General features: G+C 66.7%; 25 protein-coding genes and 1 riboswitch. Of the genes, 13 read left to right on the forward strand and 12 right to left on the reverse strand.

Going from position 1 to position 24,352, the window contains the following annotated elements:
- The first annotated feature begins 8 nt into the window (after positions 1-8).
- Entirely contained in the window at positions 9-1,019 is a 1,011-nt protein-coding gene (locus tag LK533_RS04150) for a 2-hydroxyacid dehydrogenase (RefSeq protein WP_229361493.1), read from the forward strand.
- A 254-nt stretch (positions 1,020-1,273) separates the two neighbouring features.
- Here LK533_RS04150 and LK533_RS04155 read toward each other — a convergent pair whose 3' ends face one another.
- On the reverse strand, positions 1,274-1,513 hold the full coding sequence (locus LK533_RS04155) for a hypothetical protein (protein WP_229361494.1): 240 nt from the start codon (positions 1,511-1,513) through the stop codon (positions 1,274-1,276).
- A gap of 136 nt (positions 1,514-1,649) precedes the next feature.
- Between LK533_RS04155 and LK533_RS04160 the strand changes: the two genes are divergently transcribed.
- Complete coding sequence (locus LK533_RS04160) at positions 1,650-2,333, forward strand: OmpW/AlkL family protein (protein ID WP_229361749.1); 684 nt, start codon at positions 1,650-1,652, stop codon at positions 2,331-2,333.
- 125 nt (positions 2,334-2,458) lie between these two features.
- Here LK533_RS04160 and LK533_RS04165 read toward each other — a convergent pair whose 3' ends face one another.
- The 10 genes from LK533_RS04165 to LK533_RS04210 all read right to left on the reverse strand — a co-directional run bounded on the left by LK533_RS04165 (position 2,459) and on the right by LK533_RS04210 (position 11,266).
- Positions 2,459-2,887 carry an NIPSNAP family protein gene (locus LK533_RS04165; protein ID WP_229361495.1) on the reverse strand — a complete coding sequence of 143 codons (429 nt, stop codon included), beginning with the start codon at positions 2,885-2,887 and terminating at the stop codon, positions 2,459-2,461.
- 75 nt (positions 2,888-2,962) lie between these two features.
- A complete protein-coding gene (ccoS, locus tag LK533_RS04170) occupies positions 2,963-3,157 on the reverse strand; it encodes a cbb3-type cytochrome oxidase assembly protein CcoS (RefSeq protein WP_229361496.1) in 195 nt (64 codons plus the stop codon).
- Complete coding sequence (locus tag LK533_RS04175; RefSeq protein ID WP_229361497.1) at positions 3,154-5,301, reverse strand: heavy metal translocating P-type ATPase; 2,148 nt, start codon at positions 5,299-5,301, stop codon at positions 3,154-3,156. Before LK533_RS04175 ends, ccoS begins: the two co-directional genes overlap by 4 nt.
- Positions 5,298-5,771 (reverse strand): FixH family protein, encoded by a 474-nt coding sequence (locus LK533_RS04180; protein ID WP_229361498.1) that lies wholly within the window; start codon positions 5,769-5,771, stop codon positions 5,298-5,300. The genes LK533_RS04175 and LK533_RS04180 overlap by 4 nt, the downstream gene beginning before the upstream one ends.
- The gene (locus LK533_RS04185; RefSeq protein WP_229361499.1) at positions 5,768-7,315 is read right to left on the reverse strand and encodes a 4Fe-4S dicluster domain-containing protein; all 1,548 of its coding nucleotides are present in this window, start codon (positions 7,313-7,315) and stop codon (positions 5,768-5,770) included. Before LK533_RS04185 ends, LK533_RS04180 begins: the two co-directional genes overlap by 4 nt.
- Positions 7,302-8,267 carry a cytochrome-c oxidase, cbb3-type subunit III gene (gene ccoP / locus LK533_RS04190; protein ID WP_229361500.1) on the reverse strand — a complete coding sequence of 322 codons (966 nt, stop codon included), beginning with the start codon at positions 8,265-8,267 and terminating at the stop codon, positions 7,302-7,304. The genes LK533_RS04185 and ccoP overlap by 14 nt, the downstream gene beginning before the upstream one ends.
- Positions 8,260-8,424, reverse strand: a complete 165-nt coding sequence (locus tag LK533_RS04195; RefSeq protein WP_229361501.1) for a cbb3-type cytochrome oxidase subunit 3 — start codon at positions 8,422-8,424, stop codon at positions 8,260-8,262. The genes ccoP and LK533_RS04195 overlap by 8 nt, the downstream gene beginning before the upstream one ends.
- Positions 8,421-9,155, reverse strand: a complete 735-nt coding sequence (gene ccoO, locus LK533_RS04200) for a cytochrome-c oxidase, cbb3-type subunit II (RefSeq protein WP_229361502.1) — start codon at positions 9,153-9,155, stop codon at positions 8,421-8,423. Before ccoO ends, LK533_RS04195 begins: the two co-directional genes overlap by 4 nt.
- Before the next feature lie 11 nt (positions 9,156-9,166).
- A complete protein-coding gene (gene ccoN, locus LK533_RS04205) occupies positions 9,167-10,849 on the reverse strand; it encodes a cytochrome-c oxidase, cbb3-type subunit I (RefSeq protein WP_229361503.1) in 1,683 nt (560 codons plus the stop codon).
- Between the two features lie 117 nt (positions 10,850-10,966).
- Complete coding sequence (locus LK533_RS04210; protein WP_229361504.1) at positions 10,967-11,266, reverse strand: hypothetical protein; 300 nt, start codon at positions 11,264-11,266, stop codon at positions 10,967-10,969.
- A gap of 239 nt (positions 11,267-11,505) precedes the next feature.
- On the opposite strand from LK533_RS04210, the gene LK533_RS04215 reads away from it, so the two are divergent.
- Together LK533_RS04215 and LK533_RS04220 are read left to right on the forward strand one after the other, a co-directional pair.
- Positions 11,506-12,156 (forward strand): Crp/Fnr family transcriptional regulator, encoded by a 651-nt coding sequence (locus LK533_RS04215; protein WP_229361505.1) that lies wholly within the window; start codon positions 11,506-11,508, stop codon positions 12,154-12,156.
- A 57-nt stretch (positions 12,157-12,213) separates the two neighbouring features.
- Positions 12,214-13,194, forward strand: coding sequence for an aldo/keto reductase (locus LK533_RS04220; protein ID WP_229361506.1), 981 nt, complete (start codon positions 12,214-12,216; stop codon positions 13,192-13,194).
- An 81-nt stretch (positions 13,195-13,275) separates the two neighbouring features.
- Here the strand turns inward: LK533_RS04220 and LK533_RS04225 are convergent, their stop codons facing one another.
- Positions 13,276-14,604 (reverse strand): MFS transporter, encoded by a 1,329-nt coding sequence (locus LK533_RS04225; protein WP_229361507.1) that lies wholly within the window; start codon positions 14,602-14,604, stop codon positions 13,276-13,278.
- A gap of 153 nt (positions 14,605-14,757) precedes the next feature.
- Here LK533_RS04225 and cyoA point away from each other — a divergent pair, with 153 nt between their 5' ends.
- The 9 genes from cyoA (at position 14,758) to LK533_RS04270 (ending at position 24,346) form a co-directional block, all read left to right on the forward strand.
- On the forward strand, positions 14,758-15,864 hold the full coding sequence (cyoA, locus tag LK533_RS04230; RefSeq protein WP_229361508.1) for a ubiquinol oxidase subunit II: 1,107 nt from the start codon (positions 14,758-14,760) through the stop codon (positions 15,862-15,864).
- Positions 15,865-15,874: 10 nt separating this feature from the next.
- The gene (gene cyoB / locus LK533_RS04235; RefSeq protein WP_229361509.1) at positions 15,875-17,878 is read left to right on the forward strand and encodes a cytochrome o ubiquinol oxidase subunit I; all 2,004 of its coding nucleotides are present in this window, start codon (positions 15,875-15,877) and stop codon (positions 17,876-17,878) included.
- 2 nt (positions 17,879-17,880) lie between these two features.
- The gene (cyoC, locus tag LK533_RS04240) at positions 17,881-18,510 is read left to right on the forward strand and encodes a cytochrome o ubiquinol oxidase subunit III (protein WP_229361510.1); all 630 of its coding nucleotides are present in this window, start codon (positions 17,881-17,883) and stop codon (positions 18,508-18,510) included.
- Positions 18,507-18,875, forward strand: a complete 369-nt coding sequence (gene cyoD, locus LK533_RS04245; RefSeq protein WP_229361511.1) for a cytochrome o ubiquinol oxidase subunit IV — start codon at positions 18,507-18,509, stop codon at positions 18,873-18,875. Before cyoC ends, cyoD begins: the two co-directional genes overlap by 4 nt.
- Complete coding sequence (locus LK533_RS04250) at positions 18,872-19,582, forward strand: SURF1 family protein (protein WP_229361512.1); 711 nt, start codon at positions 18,872-18,874, stop codon at positions 19,580-19,582. Before cyoD ends, LK533_RS04250 begins: the two co-directional genes overlap by 4 nt.
- The gene (locus tag LK533_RS04255; RefSeq protein ID WP_229361513.1) at positions 19,572-20,846 is read left to right on the forward strand and encodes an ATP-binding protein; all 1,275 of its coding nucleotides are present in this window, start codon (positions 19,572-19,574) and stop codon (positions 20,844-20,846) included. The genes LK533_RS04250 and LK533_RS04255 overlap by 11 nt, the downstream gene beginning before the upstream one ends.
- On the forward strand, positions 20,843-21,373 hold the full coding sequence (locus LK533_RS04260; protein ID WP_229361514.1) for a response regulator transcription factor: 531 nt from the start codon (positions 20,843-20,845) through the stop codon (positions 21,371-21,373). The genes LK533_RS04255 and LK533_RS04260 overlap by 4 nt, the downstream gene beginning before the upstream one ends.
- Positions 21,374-21,426: 53 nt before the next feature.
- Positions 21,427-22,032: a cob(I)yrinic acid a,c-diamide adenosyltransferase gene (gene cobO / locus LK533_RS04265; protein WP_229361515.1), complete on the forward strand. Its 606-nt coding sequence runs from the start codon at positions 21,427-21,429 to the stop codon at positions 22,030-22,032.
- A 57-nt stretch (positions 22,033-22,089) separates the two neighbouring features.
- A riboswitch (cobalamin riboswitch) is annotated at positions 22,090-22,274 on the forward strand.
- A gap of 131 nt (positions 22,275-22,405) precedes the next feature.
- On the forward strand, positions 22,406-24,346 hold the full coding sequence (locus LK533_RS04270; protein WP_229361516.1) for a TonB-dependent receptor plug domain-containing protein: 1,941 nt from the start codon (positions 22,406-22,408) through the stop codon (positions 24,344-24,346).
- Positions 24,347-24,352 lie beyond the last annotated feature (6 nt).

Consider the following 24,352-nt stretch of genomic DNA (forward strand, 5'->3'; position numbering starts at 1 on the left):
AGAACCGCATGCGCGTCGCGGTGTTCAGCACCAAGGCCTATGACCGCCGCTTCCTGGAAGCCGCCAACGCGCGCTTCGGCCACAGCCTCAGCTTCTTCGAAGCCCGCCTCGATGAACAAACCGCCGTGCTGGCCGAGGGGCATGATGCGGTCTGCGTCTTCGTCAACGATCGCATCGACCGTGTGGTGCTGGAGGCGCTGGCAAGGGCCGGCATCCGCACCGTGGCGCTGCGATGCGCCGGCTACAACAACGTCGACCTGCGCGCCGCCGACGCGCTTGGGCTCACAGTCGTGCGCGTGCCCGCCTATTCGCCGCATGCCGTGTCGGAGTTCACGGTCGCGCTGCTGATGGCCCTGGATCGCAAGATCCATCGCGCCTGGGCGCGGGTACGGGAGAACAACTTCGCACTGGACGGGCTGATCGGCCGCAACATCCACGGGCGCACGGTCGGCGTAATCGGCACCGGCCGCATCGGCGCCCTGGTCGCGCGCGCCTTCCGCCTAGGCTTCGGCTGCGAGCTATTGGCCAGCGACGTCACCCGCGATCCGGAGCTGGAGGCGATCGGCGTGCGCTATGTCGAGCCCGCCGAGCTGCTGCGCCAGGTCCATATCGTTAGCCTCCATTGCCCGCTCACGCCCGATACGCGCCACATTGTCGACGCCGCCGCGATCGAGGCAGCGCGCCCAGGCCTGATCGTCGTCAACACCAGCCGCGGCGGCCTGATCGACACCGGCGCGCTGATCGAAGGGCTCAAGTCCCGCAAGGTCGGTGGCGTCGCCCTCGACGTGTACGAGCAGGAGGCCGACCTGTTCTTCGAGGATCTCTCCAGCGAGATCATTCAGGACGACGTCTTTCAGCGGCTGCTGACCTTTCCCAACGTTCTGGTCACCGGCCACCAGGCATTCCTCACCGAAGAAGCGCTGGACGCCATTGCTACGACCACGCTCGACAGCCTCGCCCGCGCCGAAGCGGGCGAGCCGCTGCCGCTGCGCCTGAGCGCGGAAGGCGTGCGGGGGTGAAAGCGTTGGTGTGAGGGGCATCCCCGATCGCCACGCCCCCGTGCTCCTGCGAAAGCAAGGGCCCGGAGCCACGAACGCCAACGCTTGTGACCCTGGACCGCGGCCTGCGCCGGGGTGCGGTGTGGGGAGGCGACCACTGCCTTCAACCTCAAACCCGTGTACCGCGGCGAGGGCCAGAGTCACGTGCGCAGACGCCAAGACCCTCTGACTGTCAGCGGTTCCTCAGCGCGTACCACCCGCACAGGACAGCGCACCTATGCGCCATCCTCCTCGTCCTGCTTCCTTGTACAGGCAGCATGGCATGCGCCCGGGCATTGATTGTCGGGCCGCGGTCGCTCGCCACCCAGCGGGATCTCCACCACGCCGCCGTGGCACAGTGGCACCACCAGCACCCGCGCCGGCAACGCACCCGCCGGCACCGCCAGCATCAGCGCGCTCGTCGCCGACAGCGCGGCGCAGGCAAGGCGCGTCAGGGGTGGGGCGCTGGTCAGCATCGCCCCACCGTAATGCCCCCGGTCGCCCGCGCCCACGTTGACGCCGCGCAAACACCGTTTTGGGCTGGATCAAAGCTGGCAGGCGCGGGTGCTCCTATCCCTCTCTCACCCAATTTGAAGGAGACGGGGGATGAACATGACGATGAAGGGCGCGATCCTCGCCGCTCTTGCAGCCAGCGTGGCGGCGACGCCTGCGGCAGCCCAGGACACCGGCCGCGTCGGCATCGCGGCGGGCGACGTTCTGGTTCGTCTGCGCGGGATCATGGTTGCGCCGAACGAGGACTCGGGCAGCGTGCTCCCTGGCTTCCCGGGCGAAAAGGTCAGCGTCAACAACAGCTTCATGCCCGAAGTTGATGTTACTTATATGGCGACGGACAACATCGGTTTCGAGCTGATCGCGTCGACAACCAAGCACAAGGCATCGGGTCGGACCGGCACCACCGGATCGCTCGGCAAGCTCGCCAGCACCTGGGTGCTCCCGCCGACGCTGACGGCGCAATATCACTTCAACCCGACTGGACCTGTACGTCCCTATGTCGGGGCGGGCGTCAACTACACCGTCTTCTGGAACGAGGATGCGTCGGACTCGCTGGAAGCTGCTGTCGGTCGCACCCGCGTCAAGATGGACGACAGCTTCGGCTGGGCCGCACAGGCGGGCATCGACATCGATCTCACGCCCAAGGTCTTCCTGAACCTGGACGTGAAGTACATCGACATCGATACCACCGCCAAGCTCTACACCACCGCCGCCGGCCGCCAGACCGTCGACCTCGGCATCGACCCGCTGGTGTTCGGCGTCGGCATCGGTACCCGCTTCTAAGCGCTTTCTCCGGACGCGGGAGCAGCCCCGCTCCACCGCCTCAACCGACTGTCTCGTACAGGACGGAGAGGCGGCGGGGCGGTGCCTTTCGCGTCGGCCAGCCGGCTCCGGGTACCGCGTCGGCGCTAGCGGAGCGGGAGCCGCGGGGAATAATCGGCGAGCGTCATGAACACGCTGTCGATCTTCGTCACCAGCGGGCCGGCAGCCTCCGACTTGGCGACCACGGCGCGCCATTCGGGATCGCTGCCAAAGGCCTTCCAGCTGGCCTCGCGCGCCTCCTGGCTCGGATAGGCCAGCACATAGATCACCCGCCCTTCCGGCGCGTCCTTGGTAGGCTGCTCGTTCCAATAGGCCACATTGTGCATGCCGTGCCTGGCAAAGAGCTCGAGCGTATGTTCGCGAAAGCGGGCGTTGAGGGCGGCGAGCTTGCCCGGCGCGGGATAATAGGTCCGCAGCTCATAAACGGCGGTCTTCGGATCGAGCGCGGCGTGCTGCGCGATCGAAGGGCTGGCGATTGCAACGGCGACGGAACAGGCAGCGAGCATGAAGCGCATGATAGTCTCCCCGAGCAGGTACGGGGCGATCATAGGCGGCCTGGAGGTTTCCGCGCTACTTCGATGATCCTGGGTTCAGCCTTTTGGTGATTTGCCGAGGTCGGGCGCTTCTTCGGCAGGCGTCACGGGTGCTTCGTCGTCGATCAGCACGCGCATCGCCGCGCCGTCCATGTCCTCGAACTGGCCTGACTTCACGGACCAGAAGAAGGCACCGAGACCCGCGAGGCCCAGCAACAGCGCAATCGGGATCAGCACGGCCAGGCCGTTCATCGGGCAGCACTCCGCAGCCGCAGCGCATTGGCCACGACGATCAGCGAGGAACCGGACATGGCGAGCGCCGCGATCAAGGGGGTCACATAGCCCGCGATGGCGAGCGGCACGGCCAGGACGTTGTAGCCGATCGCCAGCGCGAAGTTCTGCCGCACGACCGTCATCGTCCGGCGCGCCGCGGCGACCGCGACCGGGACCGGCATCAGCCGGTCGCCCAGGAACAGGAGGTCCGCGGCGGTCTGCCCCACATCGCTGGCGGAGGAGGGCGCGATCGAGACATGCGCGGCCTTCAGCGCCGGCCCATCGTTCAGGCCGTCGCCGACCATCAGTACCCGGCGGCCCGAGGCGGCCAGCTGCTCGATCGCCGCGAACTTGTCTGCCGGGGAAAGCTCGGCGGTCGCTTCGACCGCCAGGTGCCGTCCGATCAGGTCCACCGCAGCCGCGCGGTCGCCGGACAGGATCGCCGGGGCAAGCCCCGCGTCGCGCAGCCGGGCCACCGCCGCCCCGGCATCGGGGCGCAGCGCATCCTCGAACCGGAGCAGGCGCGCGGGACCGCTGCCGAGCACGAAGCCGGTGCTGAGCGCTGCGCCGTGCGCCGGCTGTTCCGAGCCGATCCAATCGGCCCGGCCGAGCCGTGCCCGCACGCCGTCAGCCTGGCCTTCGATCCCGAGGCCTGGCTGCTCGGCCATGTCGGTGAGCGTTGCCGCCTGCACGCCCACTCCCTCCAGCGCCGTCGCCAGCGCCCGCGCGAGCGGATGGCGGCTGGCACGGCCCAGTGCCAGGGCGACAGGTTTTTCTTCGGGCGCAAGCGGAAGCGCCTCGAGCGGCGTCGGCCGTCCCAGCGTCAGCGTGCCCGTCTTGTCGAACAGCGCGACGTCCGCCTCGGCCAGCCGTTCCAGCGCGGAGCCGTCCTTGATCAGCACGCCCGCCCGCATCAGTGCACCCGCTGCGACCACCTGCGCCACCGGCACCGCCAGCCCCAGCGCGCAGGGGCAGGTGATGATCAACACCGCGACGGCGATCAGCACCGACTGGTGGATCCCGGCTCCCGCCAGCATCCAGCCGAGAAAGCTCAGCGCCGCCAGGCTGTGGACCGCCGGGGCATAGAGGCGCGCCGCACGATCGGCGATGCGGACATAGCGCGACTTGGTGCCGCCTGCGGCTTCCATCAGCCGGGCGATGTCGGCAATCGCGGTATTTTCGCCGGCCGCGGTCACCTTGACGATGAGCGGCCCGTCCATGTTGATCGTCCCGGCCAGCACGCGGCTGCCGGGAGACACTGCCTCGGGCAGACTCTCGCCGGTGATCAGCGCACGGTCGACGCTGCTGACGCCGCTCTCCACCACCCCGTCGGCGGCGAGGCGGTCGCCGGCCGCGACGAGCATGCGCATGTTGGGCGCGAGCTCCTCGGCGGTGCGCCAGTGCAGGACGCCCTGCTTGTCGAGCACCTGCGCACCCGGCGCGGTCTGGCGCAGCAGCGCGCCGGCGCTGTCCTGTGCCCGTGCGCGCATCACGCTGTCGAGGAAGCGCCCGGCGAGCAGGAAGAACAGCAGCATCACCGCGCCGTCGAAATAAGCGTCATGGCCGCCGACCGCGGTCTCATAGAGGCTCAAGCCACAGGCGAGAACGACGCCGATCGAGATCGGCACGTCCATGTTGGTGCGGCCATGGCGCAACGCCGCCCAGGCGTTACGAAAGAACGGGCGGCCGGAATAGGCGACGGCGGGCAGCGCGATCATCGCCGACAGCCAGTGGAACAGCTGGCGGGTCGCACCCTCGGCCCCCGACCAGACCGAGACCGAGAGCAGCATGACGTTCATCGCGGCAAAGCCGGCGACCGCCAGTGCCTTCACCAGTTCGCGGCTCTCCCGGCTGGCAGCGCCGTCGGCCTCGCCCAGGAACGGCTCGGCAGGGAAGCCGATGCGGACGATCGCGTCGCGGACCGCGCCCGTATCGAACTCAGGCAGGTGCGTGACGCGAACTCGCCGGGTCGTGAAGTTGACGCGGGCGTCGACCACGCCCGGTGTTGCCGCCAGGCCGCCCTCCAGCTTGGCGATGCAGCCCGCGCAATGCAGTGTCGGCACGCTGAACTGGCTGATGGTGCACTTCTCGGCCTGGCCGAGCGTGCGAGCGGGGGCGTTCATGCGCCGACCTGATCGTCGAAGCGGGCGACGTTGCGACCCTCGCGCACCTCGATGCGCAGCAGCCAGCGGCCGTCCGGCAGCGGCCGGTCGGAGGCGAAGATGCCGCCGCCTGTGTTGACGAAGTGCAGCCGCTGCTCGGGTGCGCGACCGAGCGGATGCGTGGCGACCGCGTCGATGGTGGCGCCGTAAAGCGGCCCCATCGGCGAGCGGGTGGCGATGCGCACCGCCCGGTCGGTGCCGACGTGTACGTCGAGTTTCCAGCCGAGTGTTTGCTGGGCACGGGCCTCGGCAAGCCAGCGGTTGAACTTCTGGCTGGCCACATAGCTGTTGTCGACGACCGTGCCGCCGAAGGTGCCCAGGGCGTATCGCGCCATGACGAAGTTCACCGCGATGATCGTGCCGAACATCGCCAGCAGGATCGCGAACATGTGCCAGCCGGTAAAGCTGCGGGTGGGGGCGGGGCGGGTCATTGTCCGGTCTCCGGGCGTTCGAAGAAGTTCTTGTCCAGGTCCTGGCCCCCTTCCTGATCGAGGGCCCGCACCGTGAAGGTCACGTCCTCGCGCGCGAGCCCCTCCGCGGGGGCGGCCACGAACACCCGGGTGCGGGCGACCTTGTCGGCCGGGACCTTCAGGCGGATCGCAGGGCCAGCGACCTCCCGGCTGCCGCCCTCGTTCCACATCGCGGCGCGGGGGAGGCCGGAGAGACCGATCTCCACCTCACGCGGGCGGTTCTCCATGTTCCGAACCTTGATCGTGTAGGTATTGCGGATGCTGCCGTCCGACAGGCGGACGTAGAGCGGGTTGCGCGTCTGGCTGACCGACAGGTCGATGCGCGTGCGCGTGCCCAGCGCGAACATCATGCCCATGCCGATCCCCGCCCACACCAGCGTGTAGAGGATGGTGCGCAGCCGCAGCAGCCGGCGGAGCGGGTGCATGGGCTCACCGCCTTCGCCCGCGATCTGCTCGTCCGTCATGGTGCTGTAGCCGATCAGGCGCGGGGGGCGGCCGATCTTGGCCATGATCTGGTCGCAGGCATCGATGCACAGGCCGCAGGTGATGCAGCCGATCTGGCTGCCGTTGCGAATGTCGATGCCGGTCGGGCACACCGCGACGCACGCGTTGCAGTCGATGCAGTCGCCGATCCGCGGCGTCTTCTCCGGATTGGCGGCGAGCGCCACGAGCGAAGGGATGCCGATCTGTGGTTCTGCGCCCTGATCCTGCACCTCCGGCCGGCGTGCCGCAGGGGCGGCGCGCTTGAGGCCATGCGTGCGCGGCTCCCCCCGCCAGTATTTATAGGTGACCAGCAGCGACTTCTCGTCGAGCATTGCGCCCTGGATGCGGGGCCACGGGCACATATAGACGCATACCTGCTCGCGCATCAGCCCGCCCAGCACATAGGTGGTGCCCGTCAGGATCGCGATGGTGGCATAGGCGGCAAGCGGCGCCTCGCCCGAGAAGACCTGGGCGAACAGCGTCGGAGCATCGTCGAAGTAGAAGATCCAGGCGCCGCCGGTGGCGACCGCGATCAGCAGCCAGATGGCGTGCTTGGCCACGCGCTTGGCGATCTTGCCCGCACCCCATGGCGCCTTCTGCAGGCGGATCTGGGCGTTGCGGTCGCCTTCGATCGCGCGCTCTACATGGACGAACAGGTCGGTCCACACCGTCTGCGGGCAGGCATAGCCGCACCAGGCGCGGCCCACCGCCGACGTCACCAGGAACAGCCCGATGCCCGCCATGATGAGGAGACCGGCCACATAGTAGAATTCGTGCGGCCAGATCTCGATCGAGAACAGGAAGAAGCGGCGATGGGCGATGTCCACCAGCACCGCCTGGTCGGGGGCGTAGGGCCCCCGATCCCACCGCAGCCACGGCGTCCCGTAGTAGATGGCAAGGGTGATCGCCATCAGCGCCCATTTCACCCGGCGGAAGCTGCCATCCACTGCCTTGGGAGAGATTTTGGTCCGGGCCTCGAACAGCTTCTGCTTGGGGCCGGTGAGATCGTCAGGGCTGGACATTTCGCGGTTGCGCGGCCGGTGTGGCCGCCTCCGGGTTGGACGTGGCGGCCTCTACCGCTGCCGGCGTCTCGGGTACGAACGCCTCGCCGCCACCCAGCGAGTGGACATAGGCGGCGAGCATCTTGACGGTCACCGGGTCCAGGCGATGACCCCAGGCGGGCATCACGCCATAGCGCGAGTTGGTGATCGTCTGCGTCAGCGTGTCGCGGTCGCCGCCGTACAGCCAGATGCCGTCCGTCAGGTTCGGCGCACCGAACTCGCGCAGCCCCTTGCCCTGCGGCCCGTGGCAGGCGACGCAGTTGTTGGCGAACTGGGCGGCACCGCGCCGAGCGGCCTCGCTCGGCTTCTCCTGATGCGAGAGGACGCGGACATAGCTCACCACGTCCTGCACGTCGGCCGGCTGGAGGATGCCGTCGCGGCCGAAGGCCGGCATCACCGACATGCGGGTGGCGTCGTTGCCCGGCTGGCGGATGCCGTTTGCGAGCGTCTGCTGGATGGTCTTGAGGTCGCCGCCCCACAGCCAGTCGTCGTCGTTGAGGTTGGGATAGCCCTTGCCGCCGGCCGCACCCGCGCCGTGGCACTGGACGCAATGCACCTTGAAGGCGGCACTGCCACCCGCGACCGCCGCCTGGAACAGCGCGCTGTCCTCCGGCAGGCGCTCGATCTGGATGCGGGCGAGTGCCTGTTCGATCGGTGCCTTGCGGTTGCCGTCCTCGGCTACTTCCCTGGCGAGCTCGCCCCGGCTGCTCCAGCCGAGCACGCCGGCGGTCGCGCGGTTCACCAGCGGCCATGCGGGATAGAGCACCACATAGACCGCCGCGAACACGATGCACGCAAAGAAGGTGATCAGCCACCAGCGCGGCATCGGCGTGTCGAGCTCCTCGATGCCGTCCCATTCATGCCCGACCGTGCTGGTGCCGGTCTTGTCGTCGATCCGCTTGCGCTCAACCATCGGAGCGGTCCTCTTCCTCGAAGATGCTGTGGGCGGCCTGGTCGTGGTGCTTCCCGGCATTGCGGCGGAACGTCCATCCGACCAGCACGAGGAAGACCATGCTCATGAAGACCAGGCCGTAGCTGTCTGCGAAATGCCGCAGATCGGTGTAGGTCACCGGGGCTGCTCCTGTGCCTCCGCCGAACGGAAATCGACGGTGGTGCCCAGCATCTGGAGATAGGCGACCAGCGCATCCATCTCGGTCAGCCGGTTGGGATCCCCATCGAAGTCGCGGGCCTGCGACTTGGGATAGCGGCGGGCGAGGTCGGCGGCGTCGCCGTCCGCTAGCGCTTGGAGCGACAGGTCCTGTTGCGCCTTCTGGATGTCCTCGTCCGTGTAGGGGACGCCGACCCGGCGCAATGCCGTCAGGTGCTTGGACATGTCGCCCGCATCCAGGTCCCGCTCGGCCATGAAGGCGTAGGGCGGCATAATGGATTCCGGTACGACCGAGCGCGGGTCCTTCAGGTGCTGGACGTGCCATTCGTCCGAATAGCGGCCGCCGACGCGCGCGAGGTCAGGCCCGGTGCGCTTGGAGCCCCATTGGAACGGGTGATCGTACATGCTCTCGGCAGCCAGGCTGTAGTGGCCATAGCGCTCGACCTCGTCCCGGAAGGGGCGGATCTGCTGGCTGTGGCAGTTGTAGCAGCCTTCGCGGATGTAGATGTTGCGGCCGGCGAGCTCGAGCGGGGTGTAGGGGCGGACCCCCTCCACCTTCTCGACCGTGGAGTCGATCCAGAACAGGGGAGCGATCTCCACGATGCCGCCGATGATCACCGCCAGGAAGGCGAGGACGCCGAGCAGCGTCACGTTGCGTTCGATCTTCTTGTGATCGAGGAACTTGGAAGCCATCGTCCTGGTCCTTACTCGGCGGGGGCGGGCTGGGCGGCGCCGGCAGCAGCCGGCACCACGGGACGATCGGCTGCCGGGTCATAGGCAGCGTCGGTCATCGGCGCCTCCTGGCGCAGCTCGCCCTTGATCGTCTTGTAGATGTTCCAGGCCATCACCAGCGAACCGGTGAGGTAGAGCAGCCCGCCCGTCATGCGGATCACGTAATAGGGCTTCACCGCGGAGACGACTTCGGCGAACGCGTAGACGAGGTAGCCGTCCTCCCCATATTCGCGCCACATCAGGCCCTGGGTGATCCCTGCCACCCACATGGCGGCGGCGTAGAGAACGATCCCCAGCGTCGCGAGCCAGAAATGCCAGTTCACCATCCGCAGCGAGTAGAGCCGCTCACGACCCCACAGGCGCGGCGCCATGTAGTAGATCGCCGAGAAGGTGATCATGCCATTCCAGCCGAGTGCCCCGGAATGCACGTGGCCGATGGTCCATTCGGTATAGTGGCTGAGCGAGTTGACCGACTTGATCGACATCATCGGACCTTCGAAGGTCGCCATGCCGTAGAAGGCGAGCGCGAAGACCATCATGCGGATGATCGGATCGGTGCGGATCTTGTCCCAGGCGCCGTTGAGCGTCATCAGGCCGTTGATCATGCCACCCCAGCTGGGCATCCACAGCATGATCGAGAACACCATGCCGAGCGTCTGCGCCCAGTCGGGCAGCGCGGTGTAGTGAAGGTGGTGCGGACCCGCCCAGATGTAGAGGAAGATCAGCGACCAGAAGTGGATGATCGACAGCCGGTAGCTGTAGACCGGGCGCTCGGCCTGCTTGGGCACGAAGTAATACATCATGCCCAGGAAGCCGGCGGTCAGGAAGAAGCCGACGGCGTTGTGGCCATACCACCACTGGGTCAGCGCATCCTGCACGCCCGCGAATGCGGCATAGGATTTGGAGCCCAGCAGCGACACCGGCATCGACAGGTTGTTGACGATGTGCAGCATCGCGATGGTGATGATGAACGACAGGTAGAACCAGTTGGCCACATAGATGTGGGGTTCCGACCGCTTCACGATCGTGCCGACAAAGACCACCAGGTAGCAGACCCAGACGACCGTCAGCCACAGGTCGATGTACCATTCGGGCTCGGCATATTCCTTACCCTCGGTGATGCCGAGGATATAGCCGGTCGCCGCCAGCACGATGAACAGCTGATAGCCCCAGAACACGAAGTTCGCGAGCTTGGGAGCGAACAGCCGCGCGCGGCAGGTACGCTGCACGACGTAGAAGCTCGTCGCGATCAGCGCATTGCCACCGAACGCGAAGATCACGGCCGAGGTGTGGAGCGGCCGCAGGCGGCCAAAGGTCGTGAACTCGCTGTGGAGGTTCAGCGCCGGGAAGGGGAGCTGGAGCGCGATGACCACGCCGACCAGGAAGCCGACGACACCCCAGAAGACGGTTGCGATCACGCCCCAGCGGATCACGTCGTCATAGTAGCGGCTTTGCAGCGCCGCTGCGCCGGCAGACCGGCCGGGCAGGGCGTTGAAGTCGCCCTTGGCCATGGTCAGGAACGCGGCCGCCAGGCCGGCCAAGCCCATGATCCCCATGTGCACGGCAAAGCCGGCATCGGCGGCGAGCGCCGCCCCGAATAGCGCCAATATGGCCAGGAATAACCAGGCCCCGGCATTTGTGATGATATTGTCCATTGCCCCTCGCCCGAACAGCGGTTCCAGCTAGCGGAGGCCCTCTGCTTTCCGGGCCCCGGCATCATTGATTCTCATCAACTTGGTCGGCGCCCGTCTCGACGGCGCCGGTGTCGGCAGTCAGGGCCGCTGCACGGTGACGTCCTGCGACTGCACGAGCGTGGAAAGCGTGCCGCTTGCATGCAGCCCGATCAGGATCATCAGTCCGATCCATCCAAGGTGGAAGACGATCACCGCCAAGATGGATCGTCGCGCCCGACCGCGACGTCCCACCGGGCGGCTCCGCCCGGCGACGACATCATTGCCCGGCGTCTCGGACTCGCGCGCCAGCGTGTTGGCGTGCAGGAACGCGAAGTACCCCGCGACCAACGTCACCAGGATCAACAGGCCGTAGGTACCGGCGACAACTCCGATCGGCATGCGCGACTTCCTCCCTGCGCCCAAAGTCCCGGCGCAGATGTGACGCCTGGGATCGCAGCGTTGCAAATGGCACGGGCGGGACGCGCGGGATTTGATGGCGGTCAAACAAGCGGATTTGATGCGCGTCAAAGAAGATCTGTACGACCCGACCTAGACAGCTGACCTTCGGGAAAGCCGCGAAAGGGTTGCGGCTGCTTGCAGCGGGTGCGCGATGTTACACCCGGAAAGATCCAATCATCGTGCCAAGGTCGCTGCGCAACTGCCGCTTGTTCGAGGCGATCCCGGACGAGTTGAGCACGCTGTTGCTCCGAACCGCCGGGGTTCGCGCCTATCGGAACGGGCAGGTGCTGATGTATGAGGAGGACCTGGCCGAGCACTTCCTGTTGCTGACAGAAGGCCGCGTGCGGGTATGGCGGACGTCGACGAACGGCACGGCGATGACGGTGCACCTGCTCGGGCCGGGCACGATGCCGGGCTGTGTCTCGGCGCTGCGCCAGATCGCCTATCCGGCCACGGTGACGGCGCTCACCGAAGTGCGCGCCCTGAGCTGGCCTTCGGAGCGGATGCGTCCGCTGATCGCCGAACATCCGGCGCTCGCCAGCAACTTCGTGCACATGATTGCCGAGCGGAACGAGGAAATGCTCCAGCGCCTCCATGAAGTGTCCACGCTTCCGGTCGCGCAGCGTGTGGCGAGGGCGTTGCTGCGGCTCGCCGAGAACGAGGGGGCGGCTCAGGTGGCACTTTCCCGGCAGGATCTGGCAGAGCTGACCGCCACCACGCTGCATAGCGTCAGCCGCCTGGTGAGCCGGTGGGAGCGCGCCGGCATCGTCGCCGCCGGGCGCAAGAAGGTCCGGATCCTCGACGCGGATCGGCTCGCCGCCGAGGGGTGATCGACTCCACGGATCGCGGTGCCGCGCCGGCCGTTTCCATGTCCGAAGGAGATCGGCATGGAATATCGCAAGCTTGGCAGCACGGGTCTGGATGTGTCGCGGCTCTGCCTGGGATGCATGACCTACGGCGTCCCCGACCGCGGAACCCATCCCTGGACACTTGACGAGGAACGCAGCCGGCCGCTGCTCCGGCAGGCGGTCGAGGCCGGGATCAACTTCTTCGACACGGCCAACATCTATTCGGACGGCACCTCCGAGGAGATCGTCGGGCGTGCGCTCAAGGAGTTCACGCGCCGCGACGAGGTCGTGATTGCGACCAAGGTGAACGGCCGAATGCATGAAGGGCCAAACGGCGCCGGACTCAGCCGCAAGGCGATCCTGCAGGAAATCGACAACTCGTTGCGGCGGCTGGGCACCGACTATGTGGACCTCTACCAGATCCACCGCTTCGACCCGGATGTTCCGATCGAGGAGACGATCGAGGCGCTGCACGACGTCGTGAAAGCGGGCAAGGCGCGCTACATCGGTGCATCGTCCATGTACGCCTGGCAGTTCGCGACGATGCTCCACGTCGCGGAGGCAAATGGCTGGACGCGGTTCGCGACGATGCAGAACTATGTGAACCTCCTCTATCGCGAGGAAGAGCGCGAGATGCTGCCGCTGTGCGAGGCGGAAGGTGTCGGGATGATCCCGTGGAGCCCGCTTGCCCGCGGCCGCCTGACCCGCCCTTGGAATGCGGAAACCGAACGGACGCAAAGCGATGCATTCGGCAAGACACTCTACGAGCATTCGGCCGATGCCGACAGGCGAGTGATCGAGGCGGTCGCAGAGGTTGCGGCGGGGCGCGGGGTAGCGCCTGCGCAGGTGGCGCTCGCCTGGGTGCTGGCAAAGCCGATGGTCAGCGCGCCGATCATCGGCGCGTCCAAGCCGGGGCACCTGGACGACGCGGTCGCCGCCCTGGACCTGGTGTTGAGCGAGGAGGAGATCGCGCGGCTGGAGTCGCCCTATGTGCCGCACGCGGTGGTTGGCTTCTCCTGAGCCCACGGCAGCAGGGCAAAGAAAAAGGCGGCGGGGACCAGGTCCTCGCCGCCTTTTTCGTAGGCTCGGTGGAACGCTGCCTCAGTCGAGGCGGCGCGCCAGATTGCGGTTCAGGCCCAGTGCCACCAGCGTCCCGATCGCGCCCGACAGCAGATAGCCGCCTGCCGCGATCAGCCCGAAGGTCTCGGCAAGCCACAGCGCGGCGAACGGCGCAAAGCCCGCACCGAACAACCAGGCGAGGTCCGAGGTCAGCGCCGCACCCGTGTAGCGCGCGCGCTTCGGGAAGTTGCTGGTGACCGCACCCGACGACTGGCCGAACGAAAGGCCCAGGAGGATGAAGCCGACGATCATGAACGCGGTCTCGCCACCTTCGCCGACGTCCAGCACCATGGGGGCGCCGCAGGCGAAGATCGCGATCGCACCGGCGGTCCAGCCGAGCACCGAGCGCCGACCAATGCGGTCCGCGAGCAAGCCCGAGCAGACGATCGCGAGCACGAAAAAGAGCGCGCCGATCATCTCGATCATCAGGAAGCGGGTGACGCTCTGCTGGGTGAACACGTGCACCCAGGACAGCGGAAACACCGTTACCATGTGGAACAGCGCAAAGCTTGCGAGCGGCGCGAATGCGCCGATGATGATGTTGCGCCACTGGCTCTTCAGCGTGGCCGGAACCGGCGACGCGGTCAGTTCGCGCGACTTGAACAGCTCGGCATATTCCGGCGTGGACACCATGCGCAGGCGCGCAAACAGCGCGACGACGTTGAGCGCGAATGCCACAAAGAACGGGTAGCGCCAGCCCCAGCTCAGGAAGTCCTGGGTGCCAAGTGTGCCCAGAAAGAAGGCGAACAGCGCGCTCGCCACGATCAGGCCGATCGGGGCGCCGAGCTGCGGCACCATGGCGTACCAGCCGCGACGCTTTTCCGGCGCGTTGAGCGCCAGCAGCGAGGCGAGACCGTCCCAGCTGCCGCCAAGCGCAATGCCCTGGCCGATGCGGAAGATCGCCAGCAGCACGGCGGAGGCCGCCCCGACCTGCGCATAGCTGGGCAGGAAGGCGACCGACACCGTGGAGGTACCGAGCAGGAAGAGCGCGATCGTCAGCTTGACGCCGCGGCCGTGGCGCCGGTCGATCGCCATGAAGATCTGGCTGCCGATCGGTCGCGCCACAAACCCCAGCGCGAACAGCGCGAAGGAGGCGAGGGTCGCCGACACCGCGTCCATATAGGGAAAGACGAATCGCGGAAACACGAGCACGGACGCGATCGCGTAGACGAAAAAGTCGAAGAATTCCGACGTGCGGCCGATGATCACGCCGACGGCGATCTCTCCGGGGTGCACGTCATCATGGCCGCGGGAATTCACGACACGGGCATCGCGCTCTACTGGCGCGGACGAGGCATGGGCCTGAGCCATTACGTATTCAACTCTCCGAACGTTCCCGGTCCCGATAGGCTTCGGGGCGCCGGACGGGGATAGGACAAATTGTCCTATTCCGCATGTGCGAAGGGAGGGGTAGGCGCGCCGGTGATGTCCCGCCTATTGCCTTCTGTTGCCGCGCGATGCGGCATGAGTCTGCCGCTCGTCGCTCTTCTCGGAGGATGCGACCTGGTGGTGTTCAACCCCTCTGGCGACGTGGCGCGTCAGCAAGGCGACCTGGTTCTCTGGTCGACCGGGCTGATGCTGCTGATCATCGTTCCGGTGATGGTGCTCATCGTCCTGTTCGCCTGGCGCTACCGCGCCAGCAACAAGGATGCCGAGTACAAGCCCGACTGGGACCACTCGATCATGCTCGAGCTGGTGATCTGGTCGGCGCCGCTGCTGATCATCATTGCGCTAGGCGCACTGACGTGGACCTCGACCCATCTTCTGGATCCCTATCGCCCGCTCGGGCGCCTTTCGCCGACTCAGGTGGTGAAGGCCAGTGATCGGCCGCTGGAGGTCGACGTCGTGTCGCTCGACTGGAAGTGGCTCTTCATCTATCCCGAGCAGGGCGTCGCCACGGTCAACGAACTGGTGGTCCCGGTCGGGCGCCAGGTGCAGTTCAGGCTCACCTCGTCGAGCGTGATGAACGCCTTTTACGTGCCTGCGATGGCCGGCATGATCTACACGATGCCCGGCATGGAGACGAAGCTGCACGCGGTGTTGAACCGTCCGGGCCAGTTCCAGGGCATGTCGTCCAACTACAGCGGCGCGGGCTTCAGCCACATGCGCTTCACCACCCACGCGGTGGACGATGCCGGCTTCGCGCGCTGGGTTTCGGAGACCAAGACTGCCAAGGGCGCGCTCGATGCGGCCACCTATCTGAAGCTCGAGAAGCCGTCGGAGAAGGTGCCGGTGATCCGCTTCGGCGGGATCGAGAAGGGCCTGTTCGACCGCGTGGTGCAGATGTGCCCGGATCCCAAGCGCCCGTGTGGCGGTAACACCATGGGCCACGGGATGGGGCATGGCACGGGGCACGAAGGCCAGCCTGGCGTGAACAACCGCGGTGCGGCGCCCGGCGAGCCGGAAGGCGCGCTGTTCAAGGGCAATGAGGAGAAGACTGGTGGCGAACACCAGTCGAAGCCTGCCGGCCCCGCCAAGGGCACCCAGGATCCCGGATCCAACGCCAATCGCAATATGACCCAGCTCCTTCGCCCCCGCCTGCCGGGCGCGAGCGCGGCCGACCGCGCATAAAGGCCGAACCATGTCAGACAGCATACTCAAGACCATCTTCGGGCGGCTGACGCTCGAAAGCTTTCCGATCCACGAGCCGATCCTGCTGGTCACCTTCGCAGGTGTCGCGCTGGGCGGGCTCGCGGTCGTGGCGGCGCTCACCTATTTCAAGCTCTGGGGCTATCTCTGGAAAGAGTGGTTCACCACGGTCGACCACAAGCGCATCGGGATCATGTACATCATCCTGGCGCTCATCATGTTCCTGCGCGGGTTTGCCGACGCGGCCATGATGCGCATGCAGCAGGCGATCGCGTTCAACGGCAGTGAGGGCTATCTGCCCGCGCACCACTTCGACCAGGTCTTCACCGCCCATGGCGTCATCATGATCTTCTTTGTGGCGATGCCGTTCGTCACGGGCCTCATGAACCTGGTGGTGCCGCTGCAGATCGGCGCACGCGACGTGTCCTTCCCGTTCCTGAACAACTTCAGCTTCTGGATGACGGCGTTTGGTGCGGCGCTTGTGATGACGAGCCTGTTCGTGGGTGAGTTCGCGCGCACGGGCTGGTTGGCGATGGCGCCGCTGTCGGGGCTCGACTATTCGCCCGATGTCGGCGTGGACTATTACATCTGGGCCTTGCAGGTGGCGGGCGTCGGGACTTTGTTATCCGGCGTCAACCTGATCGCGACCATCGTCAAGATGCGCGCGCCGGGCATGAACATGATGAAGATGCCGGTGTTCGTCTGGACGTCGCTTGCCACCAACATCCTGATCGTCGCAGCCTTCCCGGTCCTGACCGCAGTGCTCGCGCTGCTGTCGCTCGACCGCTATGCCGGAACCAACTTCTTCACGAACACGCTGGGTGGAAACCCGATGATGTACGTGAACATGATCTGGATCTGGGGTCACCCGGAGGTGTACATCCTGATCCTGCCGGCGTTCGGCATCTTCTCGGAGGTGACCTCCACCTTCTCGAGCAAGCGCCTGTTCGGCTACACCTCGATGGTCTACGCGACCCTGGTCATCACCATCCTGTCGTACCTCGTCTGGCTCCATCACTTCTTCACGATGGGCTCGGGCGCGAGCGTGAACTCCTTCTTCGGCATCACGACGATGATCATCTCGATCCCGACGGGTGCGAAGATCTTCAACTGGCTGTTCACCATGTACAAGGGGCGCGTGCGCTTCGAACTGCCGATGATGTGGACGGTCGCGTTCATGCTGACCTTCGTGATCGGCGGCATGACGGGCGTGCTGCTGGCGGTGCCGCCGGCAGACTTCGTGCTCCACAACTCGCTGTTCCTGGTGGCGCACTTCCACAACGTGATCATCGGCGGCGTGCTGTTCGGCCTGTTCGCGGGCGTGAACTACTGGTGGCCCAAGGCCATGGGCTTCCGCCTCGACAAGTTCTGGGGGACGGTAAGCTTCTGGTGCTGGGTGATCGGCTTCTGGGTCGCGTTCGCGCCGGTCTACATCCTGGGCCTGATGGGCGTCACCCGTCGCCTGCGCGTGTTCGAGGACCCGTCGCTCCAGATCTGGTTCATCATCGCCGGTATCGGCGCGGCGCTGATCGCATGTGGTATCGCCGCCATGCTGATCCAGTTCGGGGTGAGCATCTGGCGTCGTGACCAGCTGCGCGACCTGACGGGCGATCCCTGGGGCGGCCGTACGCTGGAGTGGGCGACCTCGTCGCCGCCGCCGGCCTACAACTTCGCGTTCACGCCCGTGGTCCACGACCTGGACGCCTGGTACGACATGAAGAACCGCCAGGCCGCTCGTCCGACCGGTGGCTATCGCGACATCCACATGCCCAAGAACACGGGTGCGGGCATCATCATCGCCGCCTTCTCGGCGATCTGCGCCTTCGGCCTGATCTGGTACATGTGGTGGCTCGCAGCCCTCGGGCTGCTGGGTGTGATCGCCTCGACGATCATTCACAGCTTCAACTATGACCGGGACTTCTACATCCCGGCAGCCGAAGTAACCGCGACCGAGGAGGCCTATGGCCGTCAGCTCGCTGCGGCAGGAGCAGCATAACCATGGCTGAGGCCACCATTCCGCCCGGCGCAGAGGCGCCGATGTTTTACGAGCTCGATGAGCATCATCACGACGCCGGGTCCAGCACCATGCTGGGCTTCTGGATGTACCTGATGAGCGACTGCCTCATCTTCGCGATGCTGTTCGCCTGCTATGGGGTGTACAGCGGCAGCCTGGCAGGCGGTCCCGGACCGCACGAGTTGTTCGACCTGAAGCTGGTCGCGGTGAACACTGCGATGCTGCTGCTGTCGTCGATCACCTATGGCTTCGCGATGATCTCGGCGGGCGAGCAGAACAAGGGCGCGACGCTCGGCTGGCTGGCCGCAACTGGCCTGTTCGGCCTCGCGTTCCTCGGCATCGAGCTCTACGAATTCTCGCACCTGATCCATGAGGGTGCGGGTCCGTGGACCAGCGCGTTCCTGTCGGGCTTCTTTACCCTGGTCGGCACGCACGGGCTGCACGTTACCTTCGGCATCCTCTGGCTGGTGGTGCTGATGGTGCAGGTGAGCCGCGGCGGCCTGATCCCCGCCAACCAGCGTCGCCTCCAGTGCCTGTCGCTGTTCTGGCACTTCCTGGACGTTGTCTGGATCGGCGTCTTCACCTTTGTCTATCTGTTGGGAGTGCTGCGATGAGCGCGGAACCCGTCGCCCATCACGCCAGCGGCGAAGCACATGGCTCGCGTCGCGACTATGTGATCGGCTTCCTTCTCTCGGTCGTGCTGACGGCGATTCCCTTCGCGCTCGTCATGACCGACGCCTTCTCGGATCCGCGGGTCACCGCGGGTATCGTGACGGCGATGGCGATGGTGCAGATCGTCGTCCACATGATCTACTTCCTGCACATGAGCTCGAAGTCGGAGAGCGGCTGGACGCTGATGGCGCTGATCTTCACGATCATCATCGTCGTCATCGTGGTCGCCGGCTCGCTGTGGGTCATGTACCACATGAACCTGAACATGATGCCCGAGATGGCTGCCGAGGCCATGGAAGCGATGTGAAGCAGCGGATCGCCCGGCTCGCGCTGGGCACGCTGATCGGCCTGGTCTTCCTGGCGCTGGTGGCGCTGGGGATCTGGCAAGTCGAACGCCGTAGCTGGAAGCTGGCGTTGATCGCACAGGTGGAGCAGCGACTGCAGGCTCCACCTGTCGCGGCCCCCGGGCCCAGGGCCTGGCCGGGCATTGACGCCGACGACGTCTATACGCGCGTTGTCGCGCAGGGGCGGTACCGCCCCGCCTCCGACACCTTTGTCCAGGCAAGCACCGCGATGGGCGCCGGTTACTGGGTGCTCACCCCCCTCGACACGGGCACGTTCACGCTGCTGGTCAATCGCGGGTTCGTGCCCCCGGCGCTGCGTGGCAAGGTGTCGCCGCCGCAGGGCGAGGTCACGGTCACAGGCCTGCTCCGCCTCAGTGAGCCCAACGGTGGCTTCCTGCGCAGCAATGACGCGCGCGCCGACCGCTGGTATTCGCGCGACGTGGCGGCAATCGCCGCCAAGCGCGGGCTGACGAATGTCGCACCCTATCTGATCGATGCGAGCGAGCCGCGCAGTGGCTGGCCGCGCGGAGGGCTGACGGTGGTGACGTTCCGGAACAATCACCTGAGCTACGCCTTCACCTGGTTCGGGCTTGCGGCCGGGCTTCTTGTGATGGTGGCAGTCGCCCGGCGCTGGGGTAAGGAGCCGCGGCAGGGGCCTGATGACGCGTAGCATCGCCTTTCGCTCCGGCGCGGATGCGGGAAGCCGTAACCAGCGGCTGTTGGTGCAGTTGCGCTGGATCGCGGTGGCGGGACAGCTGGCGGCGATCCTTGCGGTGCATTTCGGCCTGGGCATCCGCCTGCCGCTGCAACCCATGCTGGCGACGCTCGGAGTGCTCGTCGCGCTCAACCTCTTCACGCTGTTTCGCGGGCGGCTGACCAGCAACCCGCAGATGTTTGCTGCGATGCTGGTGGACGTCGCCGCCCTGACGACGCAGCTCTACCTGGCGGGGGGATCGACCAATCCCTTTGCCACTCTGTATCTGCTGCAGGTGGTGATCGGCGCGGTCTTGCTGCCGACATGGGGAAGCTGGGCGCTGGTGGCGATCACCAGCGTCGCCTTCGCCGTGCTGGGGGTGACGCACCGCCCCCTGCCGCTGCCGCGGGCGCTGGCGAGCGAGCTTTCCCCGGCCTTCCTGATGGCCAGCTGGTTCAACTTCACGCTGGCATCGATCCTGCTGGTCGCGTTCGTGACCCGCATGGCCCGCAACGTGCGCGCCCGCGACGCGCATCTGGCGGCGATCCGGCAGCGCGCAGCGGAAGAGGACCACATCGTGCGGATGGGGCTGCTGGCGAGCGGCGCCGCGCATGAGCTCGGCACGCCGCTCGCCTCGCTGTCGGTAGCGCTGGGCGACTGGCGCCAGGAACCGGCGATCGGCGGCAGCCCGCGCCTCGCCGCCGAGGTCGACGAGATGCGCAACGAGATCGCTCGCTGCAAGAAGATCCTGAGCGGCGTGCTGTTCGCCGCCGGCGAGGTGACCGGCGAGGCCCCGGTACGCACCAGCATCCGCCGGTTCCTGCAGGGCGTCGTCGCCGACTGGAGCGCGAGCGGACCCGTGCCGCTGACGTTCGAGAACCGGCTATCGTCCGACCGCCCGATCGTGGCGGATCGCGCGCTTGCCCAGGCACTGACCAACTTGTTCGACAATGCGGTGGAAGCGGGTGCGGGCACGATCACCCTGGCAGCGGTGATGGACGGCCCCATATTGGTGCTGGCCGTGCGGGACAACGGTCGCGGCTTTCGGGAGGATCTGCTCGCCACGGTGGGCCAGCCGTATCGAAGCAGCAAGGAGACCGGCGGGCTGGGGCTGTTCCTGGCGACCAACGTGCTGCGCACGTTGGGCGGCGCGCTGGAGGCGCATAATCGCGTCAGCGGCGGTGCGGAGGTGACCTTGTCGCTGCCGATCGCATCGCTGGCGCTGGAGGAAAGCGAGTGACGGAACGCAGGCTGCTGATTGTGGAGGACGACGCCGTCTTCGCCCGCACGCTTGCGCGCTCGTTCGAGAGGCGCGGCTATCGCGTGGAGATGGTGGCCGAGCTGGAGGGGCTCGACGCGCTCGTGGCGTCCTTTGCGCCCGCGTTTGCGGTGGTCGACCTGCGCCTGGGCGGCGCTTCGGGACTCGCCTGCGTCGAACAGCTTCATGCCGCCGATCCGGAGATGCGGATCGTCGTGCTGACCGGCTTTGCCAGCATCGCCACCGCGGTCGAGGCGATCAAGCTCGGCGCCACGAACTATCTGACCAAGCCGTCGCACACCGATGAAATCGAGGCGGCGTTTGACCGGTCCGACGGCGATGCGCAGGTCGGGGTCTCGGCCACCCCCACCTCCATCAAGACCGTGGAGTGGGAGCACATCCACCAGACGCTGGCCGCCAGCGACTTCAACGTGTCGGAGGCGGCGCGGCGCCTGGGCATGCATCGGCGCACGCTCGCGAGGAAGCTGGAGAAGCGCCACCTGTCTTGACCGCTGCCGGTTCCGCGTCGACTGCCTGCACGAACCTTCGGCAGGAGCAGGACTTGGAACAGGATCGGGACGCGCGGCACAATGCCAGGATGCGCAAGGTTCAGCTCGCGCGTCAGGCGATGATGGCGACCAAGACGATCGAGAAGGGGTTGCTGATCGTCCACACCGGCGCCGGCAAGGGCAAGTCCACCGCCGCCTTCGGCATGGCCGTACGCGCGATTGGTCACGGCATGAAGGTTGGCGTCATCCAGTTCGTGAAAGGCGCAATGGACACGGGCGAGAAGGCGGTGTTCGACGCGCTTTCCGACCATATCGAGTTTCGCCCGATGGGGGAGGGCTTCACCTGGGACACGCAGGACCGGGCGCGCGACATCGAAGTGACCCGCGCCGCCTGGGAGGCGGTCAGGCGCATGCTCGACGATCCCGAGGTGGACATGGTGATCGCCGACGAACTCAACATCGTCCTGCGCTATGATTATCTGCCGGTGGAGGAGGTGCTTGCCGCCGCTGCGGCGCGCGATCCGATGAAGCATTTGGTCATCACCGGCCGCAACGCGCCCCAGCCGCTGATCGACATGGCCGATCTGGTCACCGAGATGGTGCAGGTGAAGCATCCGTTCCGCGATGGCGTGAAGGCACAGGCCGGCATCGAATTCTGATCCGTGCCGGACAAACGGTTGCGCGAACGCGATTGACCGTGCCTGGGTCCACAGCTACCGGGGCAGCTTGCGACAGGTTCCCCGGAAACGGGGATGAAAAGGGAACGGGTAAACCCCGGCTGCCCCTGCAACTGTACGCGGCGAGCGAGCGTGCCACATGCCATTGGGGGCTTCCCTGAGAAGGCGGCGCGACCCGCGATGACCCGCGAGCCAGGAGACCTGCCTGACGCAGTCGTCCTCTGATCGGCCAGGGTGCGCCGAACGGACGGGGTAACCCGAGCGACGACATCGCCAGCCTGCATGCTTGCGGGGGCGAGGGCGTGCGTCCTCCCCCCTCGCGAGCCTGGAGGCGTTGCATGTTGAGGGGGGTTTCATGATTCGTATTCTCGCACCGTTGCCGCTGCTGCTGTCGCTTCCCGCCGTTGCGCAGGAAGCGCCCGTGCCCGATCCTGCGACCGACGCCGGTTCCGATAGCGTCATCGTCACCGCCACGCGGTCGCCGGTCGATGCCGACCGCGTTGCGGCCTCGGTGACCGTGCTGGACAAGGCGGCGATCGACCGCGCGCAGGACCTGAGCGTCGCCAGCCTGCTGGCGCGGACGCCCGGCGTCTCGCTGTCGAGCAACGGCGGCTATGGCACTACGACCTCGGTCCGCATCCGCGGCGCAGAGGCGGACCAGACCGTGGTGGTGATCGACGGCGTCAAGCTCAACGACCCGTCGTCGACGGGCGGCGGCTACAACTTCGCCAACCTGCTGGTCGGCGACGCCTCGCGCATCGAGGTGCTGCGCGGCGTGCAATCGATCCTGTGGGGCAGCCAGGCGATCGGCGGCGTCGTCAACGTCGTCACGCCGTTGCCGCAGGCGGAGCTGGAGGGCAGCTTCGACGTCGAGGGCGGATCGCGCGACACGGTGAGCGCGCGTGCAGCAGTGGGCGGGCGCACCGGCCCGCTGGCATGGCGCGTGGGCGGCCAGACTCTGACCACCGATGGTATCTCTGCGGTGACGCCCGAGTTCGGCGGTGGAGAGCGGGACGGCTATCGCAATCACAGCGCACAGGGGCGTGCGGTGCTCGACCTGGCGACCGGCGTCAGCGCGGAAGTTCGCGGCTATTATGCCGACGGCCGCGTCGCCATCGACGGCTTTGCCGGCGACAGCCTGGAATATTCGCGCAACCGCGAGTTCGTGGGCTATGCCGGGCTGAACGTCGACCTGCTCGACGGACGCCTGCGCAACCGCTTCGGCTTCGGCTACACTGACACCAACCGCGACAACTATGATCCGGAGCGCGAGCGCCCGCAGACCTTTGATGCGGCGGGCCGCAACAAGCGCCTGGAGTATCAGGGCAGCCTGGCGATCACGGACGAATGGAACGCCGTGTTCGGGATCGAGAACGAGCGGTCGCGCTTCCGCTCTGTCTCGCCGTCAGGCGCGCTGGCGGATCCGATCCCGGAGCCTGCGCGCGGCAAGGCGGAACTCACCGGCATCTATGGCCAGGTCAACGGCACGATCGTCGACGGCCTGACGCTGACCGGGGGCATCCGTCAAGACGATCACAGCCGCTATGGCAGCAAGACCCTGTTCGCCGGCGGCGCGGCTTGGGCGCTGCCCTGGAACATGGTGGTGCGCGCGAGCTATTCGGAAGGGTTCAAGGCGCCGACGCTGTACCAGCTCTATTCGGAATACGGGAATCAGGCGCTGAACCCGGAGCGCGCGCGCAGCTGGGAAGCAGGCGTCGAGCAGCGGCTGCTGGACCGCGCGGTCACGGTTGCTGCGACATATTTCGAGCGTCGGACTCGCAATCAGATCGACTATGTGAGCTGCGGCGCGGAAGCGGATCCGCTGTGCGTGATGCCGGGCACGGATACCGCGCGCTGGGGCTACTACGACAACATCGCGCGTGCCTTTGCCCGTGGTGTGGAGGCAAGCGCCGCCGCCCGGCTCGGCACCCGCGTCGCGCTCGATGGCAACTTCACCTGGACCGAGGCCGAGAACCGTTCGAGCGGCAGCAGCTATGGCAACTGGCTGGCCCGTCGCCCGCGCTACACCGCCAATGCCTCGGCCACCTACAGCCTGCCGAGCGGCGCATCGCTGGGTGCGGCGCTCCGCTGGGCCGGCAAGAGCTATGACAACGCCAGCAACACGACCCGGCTCGACGACTATACCTTGGTCGACCTGCGGGGTGAGTTGCCGGTCAGCGAGAGCGTGCGGCTGTTCGCGCGCGTCGAGAACCTGTTCGATGAGGAGTACGCCACTTCCTATCGCTATGGCACGCTTGGCCGCAGCATCTATGCTGGCCTGCGCGGGCGCTTCTAAGGAGCA

It is taken from the genome of Sphingomonas sp. PL-96, from assembly GCF_020707215.1.
Classification (GTDB): domain Bacteria; phylum Pseudomonadota; class Alphaproteobacteria; order Sphingomonadales; family Sphingomonadaceae; genus Sphingomonas.